The sequence below is a fragment of the Neomegalonema perideroedes DSM 15528 genome (genome assembly GCF_000374145.1).
GTDB lineage: Bacteria > Pseudomonadota > Alphaproteobacteria > Rhodobacterales > Rhodobacteraceae > Neomegalonema > Neomegalonema perideroedes.
Map to the genome: position 1 here is coordinate 1 of NZ_KB893666.1, position 17,861 is coordinate 17,861.

General features: G+C 66.9%; 15 protein-coding genes. 7 read left to right on the forward strand and 8 right to left on the reverse strand.

Translation table 11 applies throughout. The annotated features are described in order from the left end of the window. Nucleotides 1-241: 241 nt before the first annotated feature. The 5 genes from B161_RS0115205 to B161_RS0115225 all read left to right on the forward strand — a co-directional run bounded on the left by B161_RS0115205 (nt 242) and on the right by B161_RS0115225 (nt 6,215). A complete protein-coding gene (locus tag B161_RS0115205; protein WP_018634303.1) occupies nt 242-1,543 on the forward strand; it encodes a DUF2254 domain-containing protein in 1,302 nt (433 codons plus the stop codon). A 279-nt stretch (nt 1,544-1,822) separates the two neighbouring features. After that, nucleotides 1,823-3,121 carry a hemolysin family protein gene (locus B161_RS0115210; protein WP_018634304.1) on the forward strand — a complete coding sequence of 433 codons (1,299 nt, stop codon included), beginning with the start codon at nt 1,823-1,825 and terminating at the stop codon, nt 3,119-3,121. Between the two features lie 88 nt (nt 3,122-3,209). After that, the gene (locus B161_RS0115215; RefSeq protein ID WP_018634305.1) at nt 3,210-3,854 is read left to right on the forward strand and encodes an ABC transporter ATP-binding protein; all 645 of its coding nucleotides are present in this window, start codon (nt 3,210-3,212) and stop codon (nt 3,852-3,854) included. Between the two features lie 16 nt (nt 3,855-3,870). Continuing rightward, a complete protein-coding gene (locus B161_RS0115220; protein ID WP_018634306.1) occupies nt 3,871-5,409 on the forward strand; it encodes a hypothetical protein in 1,539 nt (512 codons plus the stop codon). After that, nucleotides 5,406-6,215, forward strand: coding sequence for an ABC transporter permease (locus B161_RS0115225; protein WP_018634307.1), 810 nt, complete (start codon nt 5,406-5,408; stop codon nt 6,213-6,215). The genes B161_RS0115220 and B161_RS0115225 overlap by 4 nt, the downstream gene beginning before the upstream one ends. Nucleotides 6,216-6,221: 6 nt before the next feature. Here the strand turns inward: B161_RS0115225 and iolB are convergent, their stop codons facing one another. The 8 genes from iolB to B161_RS0115265 form a co-directional block, all read right to left on the reverse strand. Then, complete coding sequence (gene iolB / locus B161_RS0115230; RefSeq protein WP_018634308.1) at nt 6,222-7,016, reverse strand: 5-deoxy-glucuronate isomerase; 795 nt, start codon at nt 7,014-7,016, stop codon at nt 6,222-6,224. Between the two features lie 11 nt (nt 7,017-7,027). Continuing rightward, on the reverse strand, nt 7,028-7,933 hold the full coding sequence (iolE, locus tag B161_RS0115235; RefSeq protein WP_018634309.1) for a myo-inosose-2 dehydratase: 906 nt from the start codon (nt 7,931-7,933) through the stop codon (nt 7,028-7,030). A gap of 8 nt (nt 7,934-7,941) precedes the next feature. Continuing rightward, nucleotides 7,942-9,774 (reverse strand): 3D-(3,5/4)-trihydroxycyclohexane-1,2-dione acylhydrolase (decyclizing), encoded by a 1,833-nt coding sequence (iolD, locus tag B161_RS0115240; RefSeq protein ID WP_018634310.1) that lies wholly within the window; start codon nt 9,772-9,774, stop codon nt 7,942-7,944. Next, nucleotides 9,771-11,705 carry a bifunctional 5-dehydro-2-deoxygluconokinase/5-dehydro-2-deoxyphosphogluconate aldolase gene (locus B161_RS0115245; protein ID WP_018634311.1) on the reverse strand — a complete coding sequence of 645 codons (1,935 nt, stop codon included), beginning with the start codon at nt 11,703-11,705 and terminating at the stop codon, nt 9,771-9,773. Before B161_RS0115245 ends, iolD begins: the two co-directional genes overlap by 4 nt. Then, nucleotides 11,705-12,490: an ATP-binding cassette domain-containing protein gene (locus B161_RS0115250; protein WP_018634312.1), complete on the reverse strand. Its 786-nt coding sequence runs from the start codon at nt 12,488-12,490 to the stop codon at nt 11,705-11,707. Before B161_RS0115250 ends, B161_RS0115245 begins: the two co-directional genes overlap by 1 nt. Further along, nucleotides 12,490-13,614 carry an ABC transporter permease gene (locus B161_RS0115255; protein WP_018634313.1) on the reverse strand — a complete coding sequence of 375 codons (1,125 nt, stop codon included), beginning with the start codon at nt 13,612-13,614 and terminating at the stop codon, nt 12,490-12,492. Before B161_RS0115255 ends, B161_RS0115250 begins: the two co-directional genes overlap by 1 nt. Before the next feature lie 79 nt (nt 13,615-13,693). Continuing rightward, complete coding sequence (locus tag B161_RS0115260) at nt 13,694-14,635, reverse strand: sugar ABC transporter substrate-binding protein (protein ID WP_018634314.1); 942 nt, start codon at nt 14,633-14,635, stop codon at nt 13,694-13,696. 83 nt (nt 14,636-14,718) lie between these two features. Continuing rightward, nucleotides 14,719-15,558, reverse strand: coding sequence for a MurR/RpiR family transcriptional regulator (locus B161_RS0115265; protein ID WP_018634315.1), 840 nt, complete (start codon nt 15,556-15,558; stop codon nt 14,719-14,721). Nucleotides 15,559-15,654: 96 nt separating this feature from the next. Between B161_RS0115265 and B161_RS0115270 the strand changes: the two genes are divergently transcribed. Beyond that, nucleotides 15,655-16,797 carry a Gfo/Idh/MocA family protein gene (locus B161_RS0115270; RefSeq protein WP_018634316.1) on the forward strand — a complete coding sequence of 381 codons (1,143 nt, stop codon included), beginning with the start codon at nt 15,655-15,657 and terminating at the stop codon, nt 16,795-16,797. Beyond that, nucleotides 16,794-17,783, forward strand: coding sequence for an inositol 2-dehydrogenase (gene iolG / locus B161_RS0115275; protein WP_018634317.1), 990 nt, complete (start codon nt 16,794-16,796; stop codon nt 17,781-17,783). The genes B161_RS0115270 and iolG overlap by 4 nt, the downstream gene beginning before the upstream one ends. Nucleotides 17,784-17,861 lie beyond the last annotated feature (78 nt).

Sequence of the window (17,861 nt, forward strand, 5' to 3'; positions counted from 1 at the left end):
TCTTGTCCGGCCTGTGACGGCCGCTCTTGTCCGGCCTGTGACGGCCGCGCCGCCGGATTCTTCAGATCCGCGATCCTCCTGCGATCTTTGCGGCGTCTCGAAATATCTTGTCTCATGAAGGTTGTGGATTCGCAAGATTGTTACGCGGAATCCTCCGGCGCGGGGGGCGACGCCAAAGGCGTCGACAGGGACGAGCGGCTCGGGTTGAATCCCGGCGCGAGCGGAAAGAGGAGGAGAGGCCATGACGCGCTGGAGACGCTGGGCGCAGGAGATTGCGGGACGCCTCTGGGTCCGGGCCGCGCTTTACGGCCTGCTCGGCGTGGCGACGGCGATCATCTCCGCCTTCGCCGAGCCCTTTCTGCCCTGGCGCTTCTCGACGAAGCTCGACGCCGACGCGGTGAGTTCGGTGCTGAACGTCATCGCCTCCAGCATGCTGGCGGTGACGACCTTTTCGCTCAGCGTGATGACCTCGGCCTATGGCTCGGCCGCGAGCGGGGCCACGCCGCGCGCCACCAAGCTGCTCATGAACGACCGCGTGACCCATGGGGCGCTCTCGACCTTCATCGGGTCTTTTCTGTTCAGCATCGTGGGGATCGTGATGCTGAAGACGGGCGCTTACGGCGACCGGGGACGCGTGGTGCTCTTCGCCGCCACGATTCTGGTGATCGCCCTCGTGGTGCTGGCGCTGCTGCGCTGGATCGACCATCTGCTGAAGCTCGGGCGTCTGGGCGAGACCACCGAGCGCGTCGAGGCGGCGGCCCGCGCGGCTCTGGAGGCGCGGCTCAAGGCGCCCTATCTCGGCGGAGAGCGGCTGAAGGAGGAGGACCGGACGCCGCCCGCCGGGTCTTGGGAGATCCGCGCCGGGGAAGTCGGCTATCTGCGGCATGTGGATATGGAGGAGCTCGCCCGCATCGCGGCCGGGACCGACCGCGGGATCCGCCTTTCCGTCCTGCCCGGCGCCTTCGTCTTTCCCGACACGCCGCTGCTCTGGCTGGAGCCGCCCGAGGAGACGGGAGAACGCGCCGAAGAGATCCGGAGCGGCTTGCGCGCGGCCTTCTCCTTCGGTCTGGAGCGCGATTACGAGCAGGATCCCCGCTTCGGGCTTTCCGTGATGAGCGAGATCGCCACGCGGGCCTTGCCGCCGACCGCCAATGATCCGGGCACGGCCATCGGAATGATCGGGCGTCTGGCGGCGATGCTGAGCCTCTGGGGACGGGGGATCGCGGCGGCCCCCGCGCCGGAGGAGGCCCCGGCTCATCCGCGGGTTCACGTCCCGCCTTTGCGGACGGCGGATCTCTTCGACGACGCCTTCATGCTCATCGGGCGGGACGGCGCCGGGCTGATCGAGGTGCAGCTGCGTCTGCGCAAGGCGCTGCTCGGGCTGTCGCGGATGGGCGACGCGGAGTTTCAGGAGGCGGCCCGGGTTCAGGCGGCCATGGCTCTGGAGCGCGCGGAGGCGGCCCTGACGCTGGAGGAGGACCGCCGCCGCCTGAGCGCCGTGACTTCGGAGCCGGATCTGCCGAGCCGCGCTTCTCTGCGCTGAGCGCGGCGATGTCGAACCGGGCCCAGAATTCAGAGACCGGATCAGAGACCGGATCAGAGATCGAATCGGGCCCCGAATCACGGCGCGAATCACGGTGCGAATCACGGTGCGAATCGCCTCTGACCCCCCCGGCGGGGCGCTTCACGAGGGCGGGAGCCTTCCCCGAGGGACGGCGGCTGCGACGACGACGCGGCTTTTCCCTCCGTCAGAGCCCTTGCAGTCCATGGGGGCGTCGGTCCATAGTCCGCCCCGCTTGTCGAAGCTGAGTGATCGGACCCAATGGTTTACCTTGAGCTTGCGTTGGTGCTGCTGTTGACCGTGATCAACGGCGCCTTCGCCATGTCGGAGCTGGCGGTCGTCTCCTCCCGTCCTGCGCGCCTGAGGCCCATGGCGGAGAAGGGCGTGGCGGGCGCCGAAAAAGCCCTCGCGCTCGGGGCGGATCCCGGAAAATTCCTCTCTTCGGTGCAGATCGGCATCACGCTGATCGGCATTTTGTCGGGCGCGGTCTCCGGCGCGACCCTCGGCCAGAGGCTGAGCGGAACGCTGCAGAGCGCCGGGCTCGCGCCGGGGCTGGCCGGGATTCTGGGCGTCGGAATCGTGGTCACGCTGATCACCTATCTTCAGCTCATCATCGGCGAGCTGGTGCCCAAACAGATCGCCCTGCGCGATCCCGAGCGCATCGCCTGCCTCGTGGCGCCCTTCATGACCGGGCTGGCCAAGGTGGCCTCGCCCATCGTCTGGGTGCTGGATAAATCCGGCAAGCTGGTGCTGCGGCTGCTCGGCCAGAGCGGCGACGAGGAGAAATCGATCACCGAGGAGGAGGTCAAAAGCATCGTCGCGGAGGCCGAGAGCGCGGGCGTTCTCGAACCGAGCGAGCGCCGCATGATCTCCAGCGTGATGCGCCTGAGCGACCGTCAGGTGCAGAGCGTCATGACGCCCCGCGTGGACGTGGACATGATCGACCTCTCCGAGCCCGTCGAGGAGAACGTCGCCTTGGTGATGGGCAGCCGCCAGTCGCGCTTCCCCGTGCATGAGGGCGATCCCGACGAGATCATCGGCGTCATCTGGATCCGCGACCTCTTCGATAAAAACGGCCTGAAGACCGAGGATCTGCGCTCGCTGGTGCGCGACGCGCCGATCATCCCTGAGGGCGTGGACGCCCTCGACGCGGTGGACGTGCTGCGCAAATCTCCGGCCCATATGGGCCTGATCCACGACGAATACGGCAATTTCCTCGGTGTGATCACCCCCGCCGACGTGCTGGAGGCCATCGTGGGCGTCTTCGCCAGCGGCTCCGAGGAGGAGGACGAGGAGGCGATGGTCACGCGCGAGGACGGATCGGTCCTCGTTTCGGGCTGGGCGCCGATCAGCGACGTGGCCGAGGCTCTGAATCTCGTCCTGCCTAAAAAGCGCGGCTATGAGACGGCGGCGGGCTTCCTGATTCAGGCTTTCGGCATGCTGCCCAAGGTGGGCGACAAGGTCGAGGCCGAAGGCTGGGAGTTCGAGATCATGGATCTCGACGGACGCCGGATCGACAAGATCCTCGCGCGCCCGCTCGCCTCCGCGTCTGAGACTTGAGCTCCCTCTTGCGGCGCCCCCCTTGCGGAAAGGGGACGCGCGTCGCACATTGGGGGCGTATTCGTCGCGTGAACCTCTTGTCGCTTCCATGATCGCTTTTCAGAACGTCTTCAAATCCTATCAGACGAGCCGAGGCGCGAAAGTCATCCTCGAAGGCGCGAACGTCGTTTTGCCGACGGATCGCAACGTCGGCGTGCTCGGCCGCAACGGCGCGGGCAAATCCACCCTCATGCGGATGATCGCAGGCGTGGAGGCCCCGGATATGGGCGAGATCGTCTATGACCGGAGCATCTCGCCGCCCATCGGCTTCGGCGGGCTGCTGAATCCCAAACTGACCGGCGAGGAGAACGTGCTCTATGCGGCGCGTCTCTATGATCAGGATCCCGGCCTGACGGTCGCCTATAGTCAGCTTTTCGCCGAAATCGGCGATTACTTCTATATGCCGGTGCGCACCTACAGCTCGGGCATGCGGGCGCGCATGGCCTTCGCGCTCACCGCCGCCGTCGATTTCGACGTCTATCTGATCGACGAGGTTCTGGCGGTGGGCGATAAGGCTTTCCGGGAGAAGTGTAAAAAATTCTTCCATGAACGCAAGGGCCGCTCCTCCATGGTGATCGTGTCGCATCAGGCGGCCACCATCGCGGAGTTCTGCGATTGCGCCGCCGTGCTCAAAAGCGGCGAGCTGACCTTTTACGACGATTTGCAAGACGCGCGTCGCGCGCATGAACTCTAAGAATCAGGATTCGGTCATGACGGACAGCGCCGCTTCAAAACCGCCGCCTCAACCGCCCGCCGCATCTGAAGCGGCTCCGCCCAAAGCTTCCCCCGCCGCCCCGCCCAAAGCGCCCCCTGCGGCCGCTCCCCCCGCCGCCGCCGCGCCGGGCAAGCCGGCGGTCGAGGCGGAGCGCGCCGCGCGTCGTCCTGTGGTGGTGGCGGCCGCCCCGGCGCCCGCCGCGAAAGCGCCGCCGCCCGCCGCTCCTCCGCCTGCGGCGGCGGCTTCGGCGCCCCCTGTCGCCGCTCCGCCCGCCCAAGCCCCCGCGGCGGCGAAAGCCGCCCCCGCCCCGGCGGCGAAGCCTGCGCCTCCTCCGGCGGCGAAGCCCGCTCCGGAGGCGAAAGGCCCTCAGGCTCCGGCGCCGGCCTCGGCGGTGGTGCCGGACGGGCTTCTGGAGCGCGCGCGCCGCGAAGCCGAGCGCCAGAGGCGGCATAAAAGCCGGATGGTGGGCCTTCGGCTGTTTCTCTTCGTGATCGCGCCGACCCTGCTGACGGCCTATTATCTGCATTACTGGGCCACGCCCTATTACGAGAGCGAGACCACCTTCACCATTCAGAGTTCGGAAACGAGCTCCATCCCCTCCTTGGAGACGCTCGGCGGCCAGTTCACCGGCGTCGCCAACGCGCAGGACGCCGCGACCATTCAGGAGTTCATCCTCTCGCGCAACACCATGCGGCGCATTCAGGAGGATGAGGGCTATCTCAGCCATTTCCGTTCGGAGAAGGTCGATCCTCTGCGCCGCCTCTCCGCCGAGGCCGACGAAGACGCGCAGCTTGAATTCTACCGCAAGCGGGTGAAGGTCTCCTTCAACCCCAATGATAAGGTGATGACCCTCTCGGCTCAGGCGACGGACGCGCGCACCGCGCAGCAGATCGTGGGCCATCTCCTGAGCTACAGCGAGGAGAAGATCAACGACATCTCCTCGCGCATCCGCGACGACCAATTACGCACCGCCGACCGCGCCCTTGAGCAGCGCCGGGTCGATCTGCGCAACGCGCGTCAGGCGGTGCTGAACCTCCAGCAGCGCTACGGCGAGCCGGATCCGCAGTCGATCCTCGCCACCATGGTGAGCCGCCTCGCGGGGCTGGAGACCACCATCGCCACTAAAAACGCCGAATATCAGGCCATGCAGTGGAATCCGGGCGGCGACGGGCGCGGCACGCAGGCGGGCCGCAAGCTTCTGGCCGAGATCGATTCTCTGCGCGACGTCTCCCGGCAGGTCGGCGGCGAGATCGCCGCCAGCGCGCCCCGGCTGAACGAATTCGAGGCGGCGCTCTTCGAGCGCGAAACCCGTCAGACGATCTGGACCAGCGCCGTGGCCGCCTCCGAGCAGGCTCAGGCCGAGGCTCTGCGTCAGCATCGCTATCTGGCGGTGATCAACGATCCTCTGGCGCCCATCGATCCGCGTTATCCTCAGGTGATGCGCTCGACGCTGCTGGTGCTGGTCTTCTTCTTCTTTCTCTATAACATTCTGGCGCTCATCTTCATGGCGATCCGGGAGCATGCGAAGATATGAGCGCGATCCCGGAGCAAGTCCGTCGCCGCGGCGGCTTCCTGGACGGCCTGATGGGCGTTCGGCGCGTCTTCATCGCCAATTTCCTGCGGGAGGCGCGGTCGCGGCTCGGGGAGGGGCGCTTCGCCTATCTGAGGCTGATCGTCACGCATCTGGCGCTGATCGGCATCTTCTATTTCATGCGGCGGGCGATCGGGGCGCATTCGGTGCTTCCGGTGGATCTGCTGACCTCGCTGCTGGTCGGGTTCTTCCCCTTTCTCCTCTGCCGGACCACGATGAGCGGCGCCTCCAACGGGCTCGATTCCAATCGGGCCCTGCTGTATTATCCGGGCGTGCGGCCGCTGGATTTCGTCTTCTCCTTCGCGGCTCTGGAGGGCGTGACGATCGTCGCCACCTGCACGATCATCTTAGCCGTCAATTATCAGTTCAATCCGGTTCCGCAGCTTCATGACCCTCTGGAGACTCTGATGTCTCTGGTCGCGGCCTGGCTGCTGGGCGGGGGGGTCGGTCTGGTTCTGATGTGCGTCCAGACCTTGCGGCCGAATTTGCGGGTTCTGATTCAGGTGATGAACCGGCCTTTGCTCTTCACTTCAGGCGTGATGTACGCCGCGTCGGAGATTCCGCTCCCGCTGGCGCAGCTTCTGTCCTGGAATCCGATCTTCCACACGACCGAAATGATGCGCGAGGGCGTCGCGGCGAGTTACCGATCCCCGATCTACGACCCGATGTATCTGCTTTATTGGATCATGGGATCCTGGGCCGTGGGTCTGGCGATGGAGCGCTATCTCCGCCGCAACATCCGCTCTTGAGGCCGCTCAGCCGAGGAAGTCGAAATCCGGATGGGCCGCGAAGCGCCATTTGCGCAAGGGGCCGGCCATGACGTTGAGATAATACATCTCGATTCCATGAGGCGCCGCGCAAGGGTGATGTCCGCGCGGCACGAGCACCACGTCGTGATCCGCCACGGCGATGGTTTCATCAAGCGATCCGTCCTCGGTGAAGACGCGCTGAATCCCGAAGCCTTTCGCGGGTCTGAGGCGGTGGTAATAGGTTTCTTCAAGAGAGGTCATGCGCGGGAAATCGTCTTCGTCATGGCGATGGGGCGGATAGGAGGACCAATGTCCCGCCGGGGTGAAGACCTCCGTGACCAGCAGACTCCGCGCGACCTCGCGGTCCTCCATGGCGACGTTATGGATGCGCCGGAGATTGGTTCCCGTCCCGCGCTCCGCCGCGAGGATCCCTTCCGGCCCGAGGCGGCGGGCTTTGAAATCTCCGCCGCCCGGCGCCGTGCAGACCGCTAAAAGGCAAGGCGTCGTCGCCTCGGCGCGCCATGCGCTTTCCGCCGGGACGTAAAGCGCATGAGGCGGCGTTCCCTCGAAGACCTCCATGCGCTCCCCCATTTCGCCGAAATCCTCCTCCGGCGTCGAGAGCCGCGCCTTGCCCTCGACGAGCACGAGGATCGCCTCGCGGCCGCCCGTCCGCGCCTCCGCGCGCTCGCCCGGCGCGAGCCGATGCAGCGCGAAGCCGACATAGCGCCATCCGGCGCTCGCAGGCGTGACGTCATGGATCAGGCCATGTTCGGCGAGGGGCTTGCGGCGCAGATGGGACATCTCGGCCTCCTTCAGCTTGAGGCGCGGTCGAGGCCCGCCTCGCGGGCCATGCGGCGCAGGGCTTCGAGCCCCATGCTCTGATAAACCAGAGGATCGCGGACCTCGGGATCCTGCTCGGCCTCGATGACCAGCCAGCCCTGATAGCCGTGATCCGCGGCGAGCTTCAGCACGGGCGCGAAATCCACGCCGCCCTCATGATCTCCCGGCACGGTGAAGACGCCCCGACGCACGCCTTCGAGGAAGGACAGGCCCTCCGTCTCCACCTGCTTCATGATCTCGGGCCGAACGTTCTTGGCGTGCAGATGCGCCACGCGGTCCATATGCTTCGCCGCGACTTTCGCCGGATCTCCGCCGCCGAAGAAGCAATGGCCCGTGTCGAAGAGCAGCCGCGTCTTGGGGCCGACATGGGCCATCAGCAGGTCGATCTCCTCGGGCGTCTGGACGATGGTGCCCATGTGATGATGATAGACCAAGGTCAGGCCCTGCGTCTCCAGATGGGCCGCCAGAGCCTCAATCGCGGCGCCGAAGGCGGGCCATCGCTCGGCGGGCAGGACGGGGCGCCGGCTGAGGGGCGTTCCATCCTCGCCATGGATGGCGTTGGAGGTCTCGCAGACGATGCAGACCTTGCAGCCCATGCCCTTGAGCAGATCCAGATGCGGTTGGATGGCCTGTTTTTCGGCCTCCAGATCATGGGCCAGCAGATTGGTCGACCACCAGCCCGAGACGAAGCGCAGCCCATGGGGCGCGAGCGCCGCCTTGAGCGCCTGCGGCTCAGTGGGCATCTTATGGCCCTTTTCAATGCCGTCGAAGCCGATCTGAGCGGCCTCGCTCAGGCAGCGCTCCAGAGAAATCGAGGCCCCCAGACGGCGGTCGTCGTCGTTGGACCAGGCGATGGGATTGGTTCCGTAAAGGATCATGATGGGCCTCAATCGGCGCGTTGGTTGCGGCGGGCTTGGTCGTAGCGGGCGCGGGCCTCCCGGACTTCGGCGCGGGCGGAGGCTTCCGGCGGAGCCACGTCCCACCATGCGCCGCCCGCCTCGGTGGAGGGTCCGGGGTCGGTGTCGATCACGAGGACCACCGGGCCCTCATCGGCTTTGGCGCGGAGGAGCGCGGCCTCCAGAGCCTCGATCCCCGCGACCTTTTCAGTTCGCGCGCCCATGGCGGCGGCGTGGGCGGCGAAGTCGATATGGCTCGGGTTCGCATGAAGGCTGTCGTCGAGGAGATTGTTGAAGGCCGCGCCGCCCGTCGCCTTTTGCAGGCGGTTGATGCAGCCGTAGCCGCGATTATCGGTCAGAACCACGGTGATCTTGATCCCGAGCATGGCCGCCGTGGCGAGTTCGGAATTGGCCATCATATAACTGCCGTCGCCGAGCATGCAGACCACCTCCGCCTCGGGACGCGCCATTTTGATTCCCATGGCTCCGGCGATCTCATAGCCCATGCAGCTGAAGCCGTATTCCATATGATAGCCGCCCTGCGGGGCCTTCCAGAGCTTATGGAGTTCTCCGGGCATGGTTCCGGCGGCGCTCATGACCACGGTGTCGGGCCCGCCCGACCTCTGGACCGCGCCGATGACCTGCATGTCGGTGGGAAGGGCGTTGGCCTCCGCCTCGGGCGGCGCCGTGACCTTGTCGGCCTCGGCGAACCACGCGGATTTCAGCGCGGCGGAGGGCGCGGCGGCGCGATGTCCGCCGAGGGCGGCGGTCAGCTCCTCAAGAGCCGATCTGGCGTCGGCGACGAGGCTTCGCGCGCCATGTTTGGCGGCGTCGTAGGCTTGGACGTTGATGGTCAGGAGCCTGCGCTCCGGATTGCGGAAGAGCGCCCATGATCCGGTCGTGAAGTCCTGAAGCCGCGTGCCGATCCCGATGACGAGATCCGCCGCCTCCGCCAGAGCATTGGCCGAAGCGGCTCCGGTCACGCCGACGGGTCCGAAATTCAGCGGATGATCCCAAACCAGCGCGGATTTCCCCGCCTGAGTCTCCACCACCGGGATGGAATGGGCCTCGGCGAAGGCGCGCAGAGTCTCGCAGGCGAGGGAATAATGCACGCCGCCCCCCGCCACGATCACCGGAGCCTTCGCCGCCCGGATCGCCGCGAGGGCCTCGGCCAATTCGACGGGATCGGGCCGGGGGCGCCGGATGCGCCAGAGTTTCGGCGCGAAGAAGCTTTCGGGATAATCGAAGGCCTCGGATTGCGTGTCTTGGCAAAAAGCCAGCGTGGCCGGGCCGCAGCGCGCCGGATCGGTCAAGGTCGCCAGAGCGCGGGGCAGGGCGGTGAGCAGATGCTCCGGACGGGAGATGCGGTCGAAATATCGGCTGACCGGGCGGAAGCAATCATTGGCGGAGACGGCTCCGTCGCCGAAATCCTCGACCTGCTGAAGCACCGGATCCGGCCCGCGATCCGCAAAGACGTCTCCGGGAACCAGCAGAACCGGCAGGCGGTTCACATGGGCCAGAGCCGCCGCCGTCACGAGGTTCAGCGCGCCCGGCCCGATGGAGGTCGTCACGGCCATGGCCTTGCGGCGGTTCATGGCCTTGGCGTAGGCGACGGCGGCGTGAGCCATGGTCTGTTCGTTATGGCCGCGCCAGGTCGGCAGCTCCTCGCGCCAGGCGTGGAGCGCCTCGCCGATTCCGGCCACGTTGCCATGTCCGAAAATCGCCCAGAAGCCTTCGATGAAGCGTCCGCCCGCTTCGGACTCCTGACGGGTCAGCCAAAGCGCCATCGCTTGCGCCGCCGTCAGACGCAGGGTCTTGCTCATCGCGCCGTCTCCTTTTCGCGCGCGGCGTCCCAAAGCCCGCAGAGCGCCGAGAACCGCGCCGCCATCTCCTCGACCGCCGCCGCGTCTTCGAGGTCTCCGGCGAACCAGCGCCGCGCCGTCGCGCCGAAGATGCTGCGCCCCACCGCGAAGCCCTTCACGAGGGGCTGTTTCGCCGCCAGAGCGAAGGACCGCGCCAGAAGCGCCTCCGGCGCCTCCAGCCCGAGGACCACGATTCCCCGGCAATGCGGGTCATGGGCCTCGACCGCCGCGCAGGCGGCCTCCCAAGCGGCTTCGTCCTCGAAGGGCTCCAGCTTCCACCAATCCGGATAAACGCCGATCTCATAGAAGCGGCGGATCAGATCGGCGGTGGTCTCCGACCCGACCGGACCCACCTTGGAGGGGATGATCTCCAGCAGGAACTCCAGACGCGCCCGCCGCGCCGCGAGGAAGAGGCGCTTCACCGAAGCCTCCTGCTCGGCGCGCATCTGCGGCGGGTCGTCGGGATGGATGAAGCAAAGGACTTTCACCACATGCTCCAGCGGCCATTCCTGCAAGCCGCCGCAATCCTCGCCCACCTCGGGTTCGAAGGCGAGCGGCCGCGAGCCGGGCAGCTCGGCGGGGCGTCCGATCCAGAGCCCCGAGCCCGCCGCCCGATGCAAGGCCCGCGCGCCGAGGCGCCCGTCCGAGAGGAAGCCGTAGCCGGGGCGGCCTCCGGCCACGCGTTTGGCCGCCTCAAGGCAGAGCAGCTTGAAGGCGCCGATCCGCGCGGGGGCCTCCGCCGCAGGGACTCCCGCCTTGGCGGCGATCTCCTCAAGCTGGGCGCGGTGGTCGAAGGCGAAGACCTTGAGGCTCGGCCATGCGCCGCGTCGGGTGGTGGACCAATGCAGCCGCTCAAGCTCGGCGTCATGGCGCAGGGCGGGCGTGACGACGCCGCGCCTGAGGAAGAACTGAAGCTCCTCCCAGCTCGGATAGGCGGGGGCGCAGCCGTGGCGGCTCACCGCGAAGGCGCCGCAGGCGTTGGCCCATGTGAGGCTCGTCGGCCAGTCCTCGCCGCGCAGCCAGCCGCGCAGCAGGCCCGCCATGAAGCCGTCGCCCGCGCCCAGCACGTTGAAGACCTCGACCGGAAAGCCGGGACCGGAGATCCCTTCGTCGAGGGTCTCGGGGATTTCTCCCGTGAAGGCGGCGGCGCCCATCGGCCCGCGCTTGCAGACCAGAACCGCCGGAGTCAGCCTGCGCACCGCCTTCAGAGATTCGAGCGTGTCCTCAAAGCCCCCGGCGATGCGGAACTCCTCTTCGGTGCCGACGATCAGGTCGAACAGCCCGAGCCGCCTTTGCAGACGCTCCGTCACCATGCCGGAGGCGATGTAGCGGTTCTCCCCGTCGCCATGGCCGGAGAGTCCCCAGAGATTCGGGCGGTAATCGATGTCGAGCGCGGTTCGGGCGCCGTTGGCCCGCGCGAGGGTCAGCGCCTTGAAGACCGCCGCCTCGGTGCGCGGATTGCTGAGATGGGTGCCGGTGGCGACCACCGCCCCGGCCTCGGCGATGAAGGCCGGGTCCACGTCCTCCTCGGACAAGGCCATGTCGGCGCAATTCTCGCGGTAGAAGATCAGCGGAAAGTTCGTCTCGTCGCGGATGCCGAGGATCACCAGAGCCGTCAGACGGTCGGGATCGGTGCGCAGGCCCCGCACGTCGACGCCCTCGCGCGCCAGCTCCTCGCGGAGGAAACGGCCCATATGCTCGTCGCCGACGCGGCTCAGCAGCGCCGAACGCAGACCGAGCCGCGCCGCGCCCGCCGCCATGTTCGCCGGAGATCCGCCGAGATATTTCTGAAAGGAGCCCATGTCCTCCAGACGCCCGCCCGCCTGCGCGCCGTAAAGATCGACGGAGCTGCGTCCTATGGTGATCACGTCGAGCTTCGGCTTCTCCGCCATCAGAGCGCCCCTTCTCCAAGGGCGGACATATCCGCCATTTCGCCGCCGCCCGCCATGAGATCCTGAAGCTCCGTGATCGCGACCTCGCCCTTGCGGGCCGTGCCGAGGGTGCGCCCGCGATTGAGCACCGTGAAGCGGTCGCCCACCGCGAGGGCGTGCCGGGCGTTATGGGTGATGAAGACCACCCCCACGCCCCGCGCCCGCGCGCGGTCTATGGTGGCCAGCACATGCGAGGTCTGGCGCACCCCGAGCGCGGAAGTCGGCTCGTCGAGGATCAGCACCTTGGCGCCGAAATAAACCGCCCGCGCGATGGCCACCGTCTGGCGTTCGCCGCCAGAAAGCGTGCCCACGGCCTGATCCGCCTGACGCAGATTGATGCCCATCTCGCGCATCTGCTCGGCGACCACCGCTTCGGCGCGGGCGCGGTCGAAGAGCTTGAGCGGGCCGAGGCGTTTCTGAGGCTCGCGGCCCATCCAGAAATTCCGCGTCACCGACATCAGCGGGATCATCGCCAGATCCTGAAACACCGTGGCGACTCCCGCCTCCATGGCGTCGCGGGGGCTGGAGAAACGGAGCGGCCGGCCCTCGAAGAAGATCTCGCCGCGCGTGGGGCGATGGACGCCCGACATGGTCTTGATGAAGGTGGATTTCCCCGCGCCGTTGTCGCCGAGCAGGCAATGGCATTCTCCGGGGCGGATGTCGAAGGAGACTCCCGCCAGAGCCACCACCGGGCCGAAATGCTTTTCAATGCCGCGCATCTCAAGAATAGGAGCAGCTTCGGACATCAGCGTTCTCCCGTGATCATGCGGCGGATGATGGTGTTCATGATCACCGCCATGAGCAGGATCACGCCCAGAAACACCCGGAACAGCGAGCTTTCGGCGTTGGCGAAGAACAATCCCTGCTGCACCACCCCGAAGATCAGCGCCCCGAGCGCCGCCCCGATCACGGAGCCGTATCCGCCCGTCAGAAGCGCGCCGCCGATCACCACGCAGATGATGGCCTCGAATTCCTTGAGCAGGCCGCGATCCGCCGCCGCCGATCCGAACTCCATCACCTGACAGGTCGCGAAGACGCAGGCGCAGAAGGCCGAGAACATGAACATCAGGATCTTCACCCGGCTCACCGGCACGCCCACCTTGCGGGCGGCTTCGGCGTCTCCGCCCGAGGCGAAGATCCAGTTGCCGAAGCGGGTGCGGGTCAGCAGGACATGAGCGAAGAGGATCAGCCCCAGAGCCCAGAAGACCAGAGCCGGAATTCCCTCGACGACGGGCTCTCCGATGCGGGCGCCGCGGGTGAAGGTGGCGATCCAGCCTTGGTCCCCCATCCATTGAAAGAGGCCCCGGAAGGCGATTCCGCCGAAGATCGGCGCCAGCCAGTCGCCCTGCGCCGCCTGCCCCACGCCGCCGATGATCGTCTGGCGGGTCGTGGCGACGGAAAGCCAGATGGTCAGCCCGCGCAGGATGTAGAGAAAGGCCAGCGTGACGATGAAGCTCGGCAGACCTGTCTTGATGACGAGGAAGCCGTTGACCGCTCCGATGAAGAGGCAGACCGCGAAGGCGCTGAGGATCGCCGCCCAGACGGGCCATCCCCATTGCACCGAGAGAATGGCGATCACCACCCCCGCGAAGCCGATCATCGAGCCCACGGAGAGGTCGAATTCTCCGGCGATCATGAGCAGGCAGGCGCCCGCCGCGAGAATGGCGAATTGCGCCGAGACGAGAGTCCAGTTGCGGATTCCCTGCGGCGCGAACATGCCGCTGTCTCCGGCGACCATCAGGAAGAAGACGAAAACGAGGATCGCCCCGCAGATCGCTCCGAGTTCAGGCCGCACCAAGGCCTGACGAAGCCATGAGACTTGCTTCAATCTTTCGTCGTCGATCTTTGCGGCGGCGGTTGGGGCGCTCATCGGAAAGACTCCTCAAGACATGCTTCGAGGAGACGGGCGGAAGGCCGCCCGCCGGAGATCTCTGGAGCCGTCTGAAGGATCAGCGATAAACGCCGGCCAATTCCTCGACGAGGCCGATGTTGTCCTTCGTCACGAAGCCGGGGCCGGAGTTGATGGAGTTGCCCGGAACCACGCCGTAGCGGGCGAGGTTGGTCAGGATCACCACCGGCAGATAGCCCTGCAAATAGGGCTGCTGGTCGATGGCGAAGGCGATGGCGCCGGATTTGATCCCCTCGGAGATGGTCGGCGAGAGGTCGAAGGTGGCGAAATAGACCTCGCCCGCGAGGCCCTGATCCTGCAACGCCTTCAGCGTCGGCTCGGCGGAGTTCGGGCCGAGCGCGAGAATGGCGTCGGTGTCCGAATTGGCGTTGAGATAGGCCGAAACCTTATTGGAGACCTCGCCGGGATCCATGCCCGAGTCGATCATGCGCCCGTCCAGCGAAACGCCGAGCGCGTCGGCGAAGCCCTGGCAGCGCTCCACCGAGGCGGGATTGGTGATGTAATGATTGACGCAGACGAAATTCGTCGCGCCGTCGGCTTTGGCCCGCAGGCCCGCGCCATGGCCCGCGTCGTATTCCGGCTGGCCGACATGCAGCAGCGCCCCGAGGCTCTGAGATTGCGCCACCGTGCCGGAATTGATGGTGATGACCGGAATGCCGCCGTCCACCGCCGCGCGGATCGGGCCGGAGAGCACGTCGTAATCGGCGATGGTGACGATGATGCCGTCGGCTCCGGCGGCGGTCGCCTGCTCGACGATGCGGGCCATGTCGGCCAGATCGCCCGTCGGCGGATTGCGGTATTCGACCGAGACCTTCATCTGGTCGCCCGCCACCTGAATGGCGTTTTTGATGGTGTTCCACCAGCTGTCGGAATCGGGGGCGTGGCTGACGAGCACGAAGCGCTCGCCCTCCGCGAGAGCCGGTCCGACGGCGCCGGCCGTCAAGGCGAGGGCGGCCGCGAGGGCGGCGCGAGTTTTGGACATGGGATCCTCCCTAGAGGTGAAGGGGCTGTTGTTCGCCCTTATTTTTGGAAAATTTATTCCAAAATTTGGATTTGTCCAGTTTTTTATTCTGAAAGCGCCTCCTCCCGCTTCATGCCCACCGCCACGGCCAAAGCCGAAGCCAGCGAGAGCGTGGCCGTCAGCGGCCGGAAGGCGCCCACATCCGCCTCTTTCACCAGCAAAGCCCGCCGGATATGCGGATGCAGCGGACTGGCGAGGGTGTCGGTCAAGGCGACGACCGGAAGCCCGCGCGCGGCGGCGGCCTCGGCGAAAGCCACGGTCTCCTCGGAATAGGGCGCGAAGGAGATCGCCAGAGCCGCATCTCCGGGACGCAGCGCCGCCCGCCGCTCCAGCCGCCCGGCGAGATCGTGGTTCATGGCCGGAATCTCCATTTTCTCAAAGACATAGGCCAGGTAGCCCGCCACCGGCCCGGCGCGCCTCAGGCCCATGACGTGAATCATGCGGGCGCGGGCGAGCAAAGCGGCGGCGGCCTCCAGATCCGCCGGATCGAGGGTCTTGGCGAGGGTCTCCAGCGAATCGCGCCCGGCCTCGACGAAGGCCGCGAGCAGGCCCGGCGCGCTGCGGTCGCCGCGGGCGCGGAGCTTCTCCAGCCGCACGCCGTAATCCGGCCAGAGATAGCCCTCGCGATAGACGGTCTGGAAATCCGAGAAGCCCGCATAGCCCAGCGCCTGACAAAACCGCACGAAGGCGGAAGGCGGCGCCTCGGCGCCCGCCGCCAACTGCGCCACCGTCGAGACGGCCACGCGGTCGGGATGGGCCAGCACCCATTCCGCGCATTGGCGCAGACGTTTAGGCAGATCCGGCGCGAGCGCCGCGATGCGTTTTTGCAGCGCCTCCAGATCGGCGGGAGGGGGCGGGGCGGAGGAGGAATGCGGAGAAGCCATGCGCGCCTTTCGACTTGACAGACGGAAACTCTGTTCCGCATCATCCAGCGAATGGATAAAAAATTCCAATTCTAAATCAGGGAGGGCGATCCGGCCATGACTCAGCGGAGCATCGGCGTCGGACTCGTCGGAACGGGCTTCATGGGCAAGACCCATGCTTTGGCTTGGCGAGGCGCGCGGGCGACGATGGGGGGCGATCTGCCCTCCGTGAGACTGGAGCTTCTCTGCGATCAGCCGCTCGCCCGCGCCGAGGCCATGGCGGATCAATTCGGCTTCGCCGCCGCGACCGAGGACTGGCGCGCGCTCATGGCCGATCCGCGAATCGACGTGGTTTCGATCACCACGCCCAACGCCCTGCATCATGAAATGGCCTTGGCGGCTCTGGCGGCGGGCAAGCATGTCTGGTGCGAGAAGCCCATGGCTCTGACGCTGGAGCAGGTCCGCGCCATGGAGGCCGCCGCCCGCGCTTCAGGGCGCAAGACGCTGGTGGGCTATAACTACATCCGCAATCCCGCTTTCCGCCATGCGCTGAAGCTCATCCGCGAAGGCGTCATCGGGCGCCCCGTGCATTTCCGCGGCTGGGTGGACGAGGATTATCAGGCCGATCCGGATCTGCCATGGACCTGGCGCGCGAAGCTCTCGGAGGCGGGCCTTGGGACTCTGGGCGATCTCGGCTGTCATCTCGTCTCCTTCATGAGCGAGCTGATGGGGCCGGCGGAGAGCCTCCTCGCGGAGACTCAGATCATCCATGAGACGCGGCCTCTGCCGGAGGGCGGCGGGCGCGGGCCGGTCGAAAACGAGGACGTGGCCAACGCCCTGATCCGCTTCGAGAGCGGCGCGCAAGGCGTCTTCACGACCTCGCGCTCGGCTTGGGGCCGCAAGAACCGCCTCGGCTGGGAGGTCCATGGGCTGAAGGGCATGCTGATCTTCGATCAGGAGCGCATGAACGAGCTTCAGCTTTACGTCGATGAAGGCCCCAAGGCGGCGCAGGGCTTCCGGACCATCCTGACCGGGCCGGAGCATCCGCCTTTCGGCAGCTTCGTGCCCGCGCCGGGGCATCAGCTCGGCTTCCTCGACCTTAAGACCATCGAGGCGGCGGAGCTGCTGCGCGATCTGGGCGGCGGAGCGCCCGCCCGTCCGGATTTCTCCGAAGCCCTTAAAATCGAGATTTTCATCCACGCCGTGGCTCTGGCCGCCCGGGAGGGGCGGAGGGTCCGCCTTTCGGAGTTCGAATCATGACGCTGAACATCGCCCTTCTGGGCGCGGGCCGCATCGGCAAGGTCCATGCGAAGGCGGTGGCGGCCCAGCCCTCGGCGCGGCTGGTCGCGGTGCATGACGCCTCGGCGGAGGCGGCGCAGGCTCTGGCGGCGGCCCATGGCTGCGCGCGGCGGAGCCTTGAGGAGATCCTCGCCGATCCGGCCATCGGCGCCGTGCTGATCTGCACTCCCACCGACACCCACGCCGACCTCATCGAGCGCTTCACGGCGGCGGGCAAGGCGGTCTTCTGTGAAAAGCCGGTGGATCTGAACATCGACCGCGTGCGCGCCTGCCTCAAGGCGGTGGAGGCGGTCGGCGGCAAATTGATGATCGGCTTCAACCGCCGTTTCGATCCGCATTTCGCGGCGGTCAAGGCGGCCATCGAGGCCGGCAAGATCGGCGAGGTGGAGATGGCGACCATCACCAGCCGCGATCCCGGCCTGCCCCATCTGGATTATCTGCCGCGTTCGGGCGGGATCTTCCGCGACATGACCATTCATGACTTCGACATGGCGCGGCATCTGCTCGGCGAGGAGATCGCGACGGTTCAGGCCAGCGCGGCGGCGCTCGTGGACCCGCGCGTGGCGGAGCTCGGCGATTTCGACAGCGCCAGCGTGATTCTCGCTACGGCTTCGGGGCGTCAGGCGCTGATCTCCAATTCGCGCCGCGCGAGCTACGGCTATGACCAGCGCATCGAGGTCCATGGCTCGGAAGGGATGATCTCCGCCGAGAATCAGCGCGCTTACGACATCGAGCTGGCCACGAAGGCGGGCTATCTGCGGCCGCCTTTGCAGGATTTCTTCATGACCCGCTACGCCGCCGCCTATGAGGCGGAGATCGCCGCCTTCATCCGCATGGCGGTCGAGGGCGCCGCGCCTTCTCCGAGCGGCCATGACGGGCTGAAGGCTCTGGAGATCGCGGAGGCCGCCTTGCTCTCGGTGAAGGAGGGGCGCGCGGTCGCGATCTGAAGATGGTCGGGGAAATCGGCGCCGCGTCGCGAAAATCGAGGCGCCGCGCCGCCTTTCTCCGCCTGTTCAATCATTTGT

Excerpts from the sequence above, each read along its gene's own strand:
- B161_RS0115205 (WP_018634303.1), top strand. The coding sequence starts at position 242 with ATGACGCGCTGGAGACGCTGGGCGCAGGAGATTGCGGGACGCCTCTGG.
- B161_RS0115210 (WP_018634304.1), top strand. The coding sequence starts at position 1,823 with ATGGTTTACCTTGAGCTTGCGTTGGTGCTGCTGTTGACCGTGATCAAC.
- B161_RS0115215 (WP_018634305.1), top strand. The coding sequence starts at position 3,210 with ATGATCGCTTTTCAGAACGTCTTCAAATCCTATCAGACGAGCCGAGGC.
- B161_RS0115220 (WP_018634306.1), top strand. The coding sequence starts at position 3,871 with ATGACGGACAGCGCCGCTTCAAAACCGCCGCCTCAACCGCCCGCCGCA.
- B161_RS0115225 (WP_018634307.1), top strand. The coding sequence starts at position 5,406 with ATGAGCGCGATCCCGGAGCAAGTCCGTCGCCGCGGCGGCTTCCTGGAC.
- iolB (WP_018634308.1), bottom strand. The coding sequence starts at position 7,016 with ATGTCCCATCTGCGCCGCAAGCCCCTCGCCGAACATGGCCTGATCCAT.
- iolE (WP_018634309.1), bottom strand. The coding sequence starts at position 7,933 with ATGATCCTTTACGGAACCAATCCCATCGCCTGGTCCAACGACGACGAC.
- iolD (WP_018634310.1), bottom strand. The coding sequence starts at position 9,774 with ATGAGCAAGACCCTGCGTCTGACGGCGGCGCAAGCGATGGCGCTTTGG.
- B161_RS0115245 (WP_018634311.1), bottom strand. The coding sequence starts at position 11,705 with ATGGCGGAGAAGCCGAAGCTCGACGTGATCACCATAGGACGCAGCTCC.
- B161_RS0115250 (WP_018634312.1), bottom strand. The coding sequence starts at position 12,490 with ATGTCCGAAGCTGCTCCTATTCTTGAGATGCGCGGCATTGAAAAGCAT.
- B161_RS0115255 (WP_018634313.1), bottom strand. The coding sequence starts at position 13,614 with ATGAGCGCCCCAACCGCCGCCGCAAAGATCGACGACGAAAGATTGAAG.
- B161_RS0115260 (WP_018634314.1), bottom strand. The coding sequence starts at position 14,635 with ATGTCCAAAACTCGCGCCGCCCTCGCGGCCGCCCTCGCCTTGACGGCC.
- B161_RS0115265 (WP_018634315.1), bottom strand. The coding sequence starts at position 15,558 with ATGGCTTCTCCGCATTCCTCCTCCGCCCCGCCCCCTCCCGCCGATCTG.
- B161_RS0115270 (WP_018634316.1), top strand. The coding sequence starts at position 15,655 with ATGACTCAGCGGAGCATCGGCGTCGGACTCGTCGGAACGGGCTTCATG.
- iolG (WP_018634317.1), top strand. The coding sequence starts at position 16,794 with ATGACGCTGAACATCGCCCTTCTGGGCGCGGGCCGCATCGGCAAGGTC.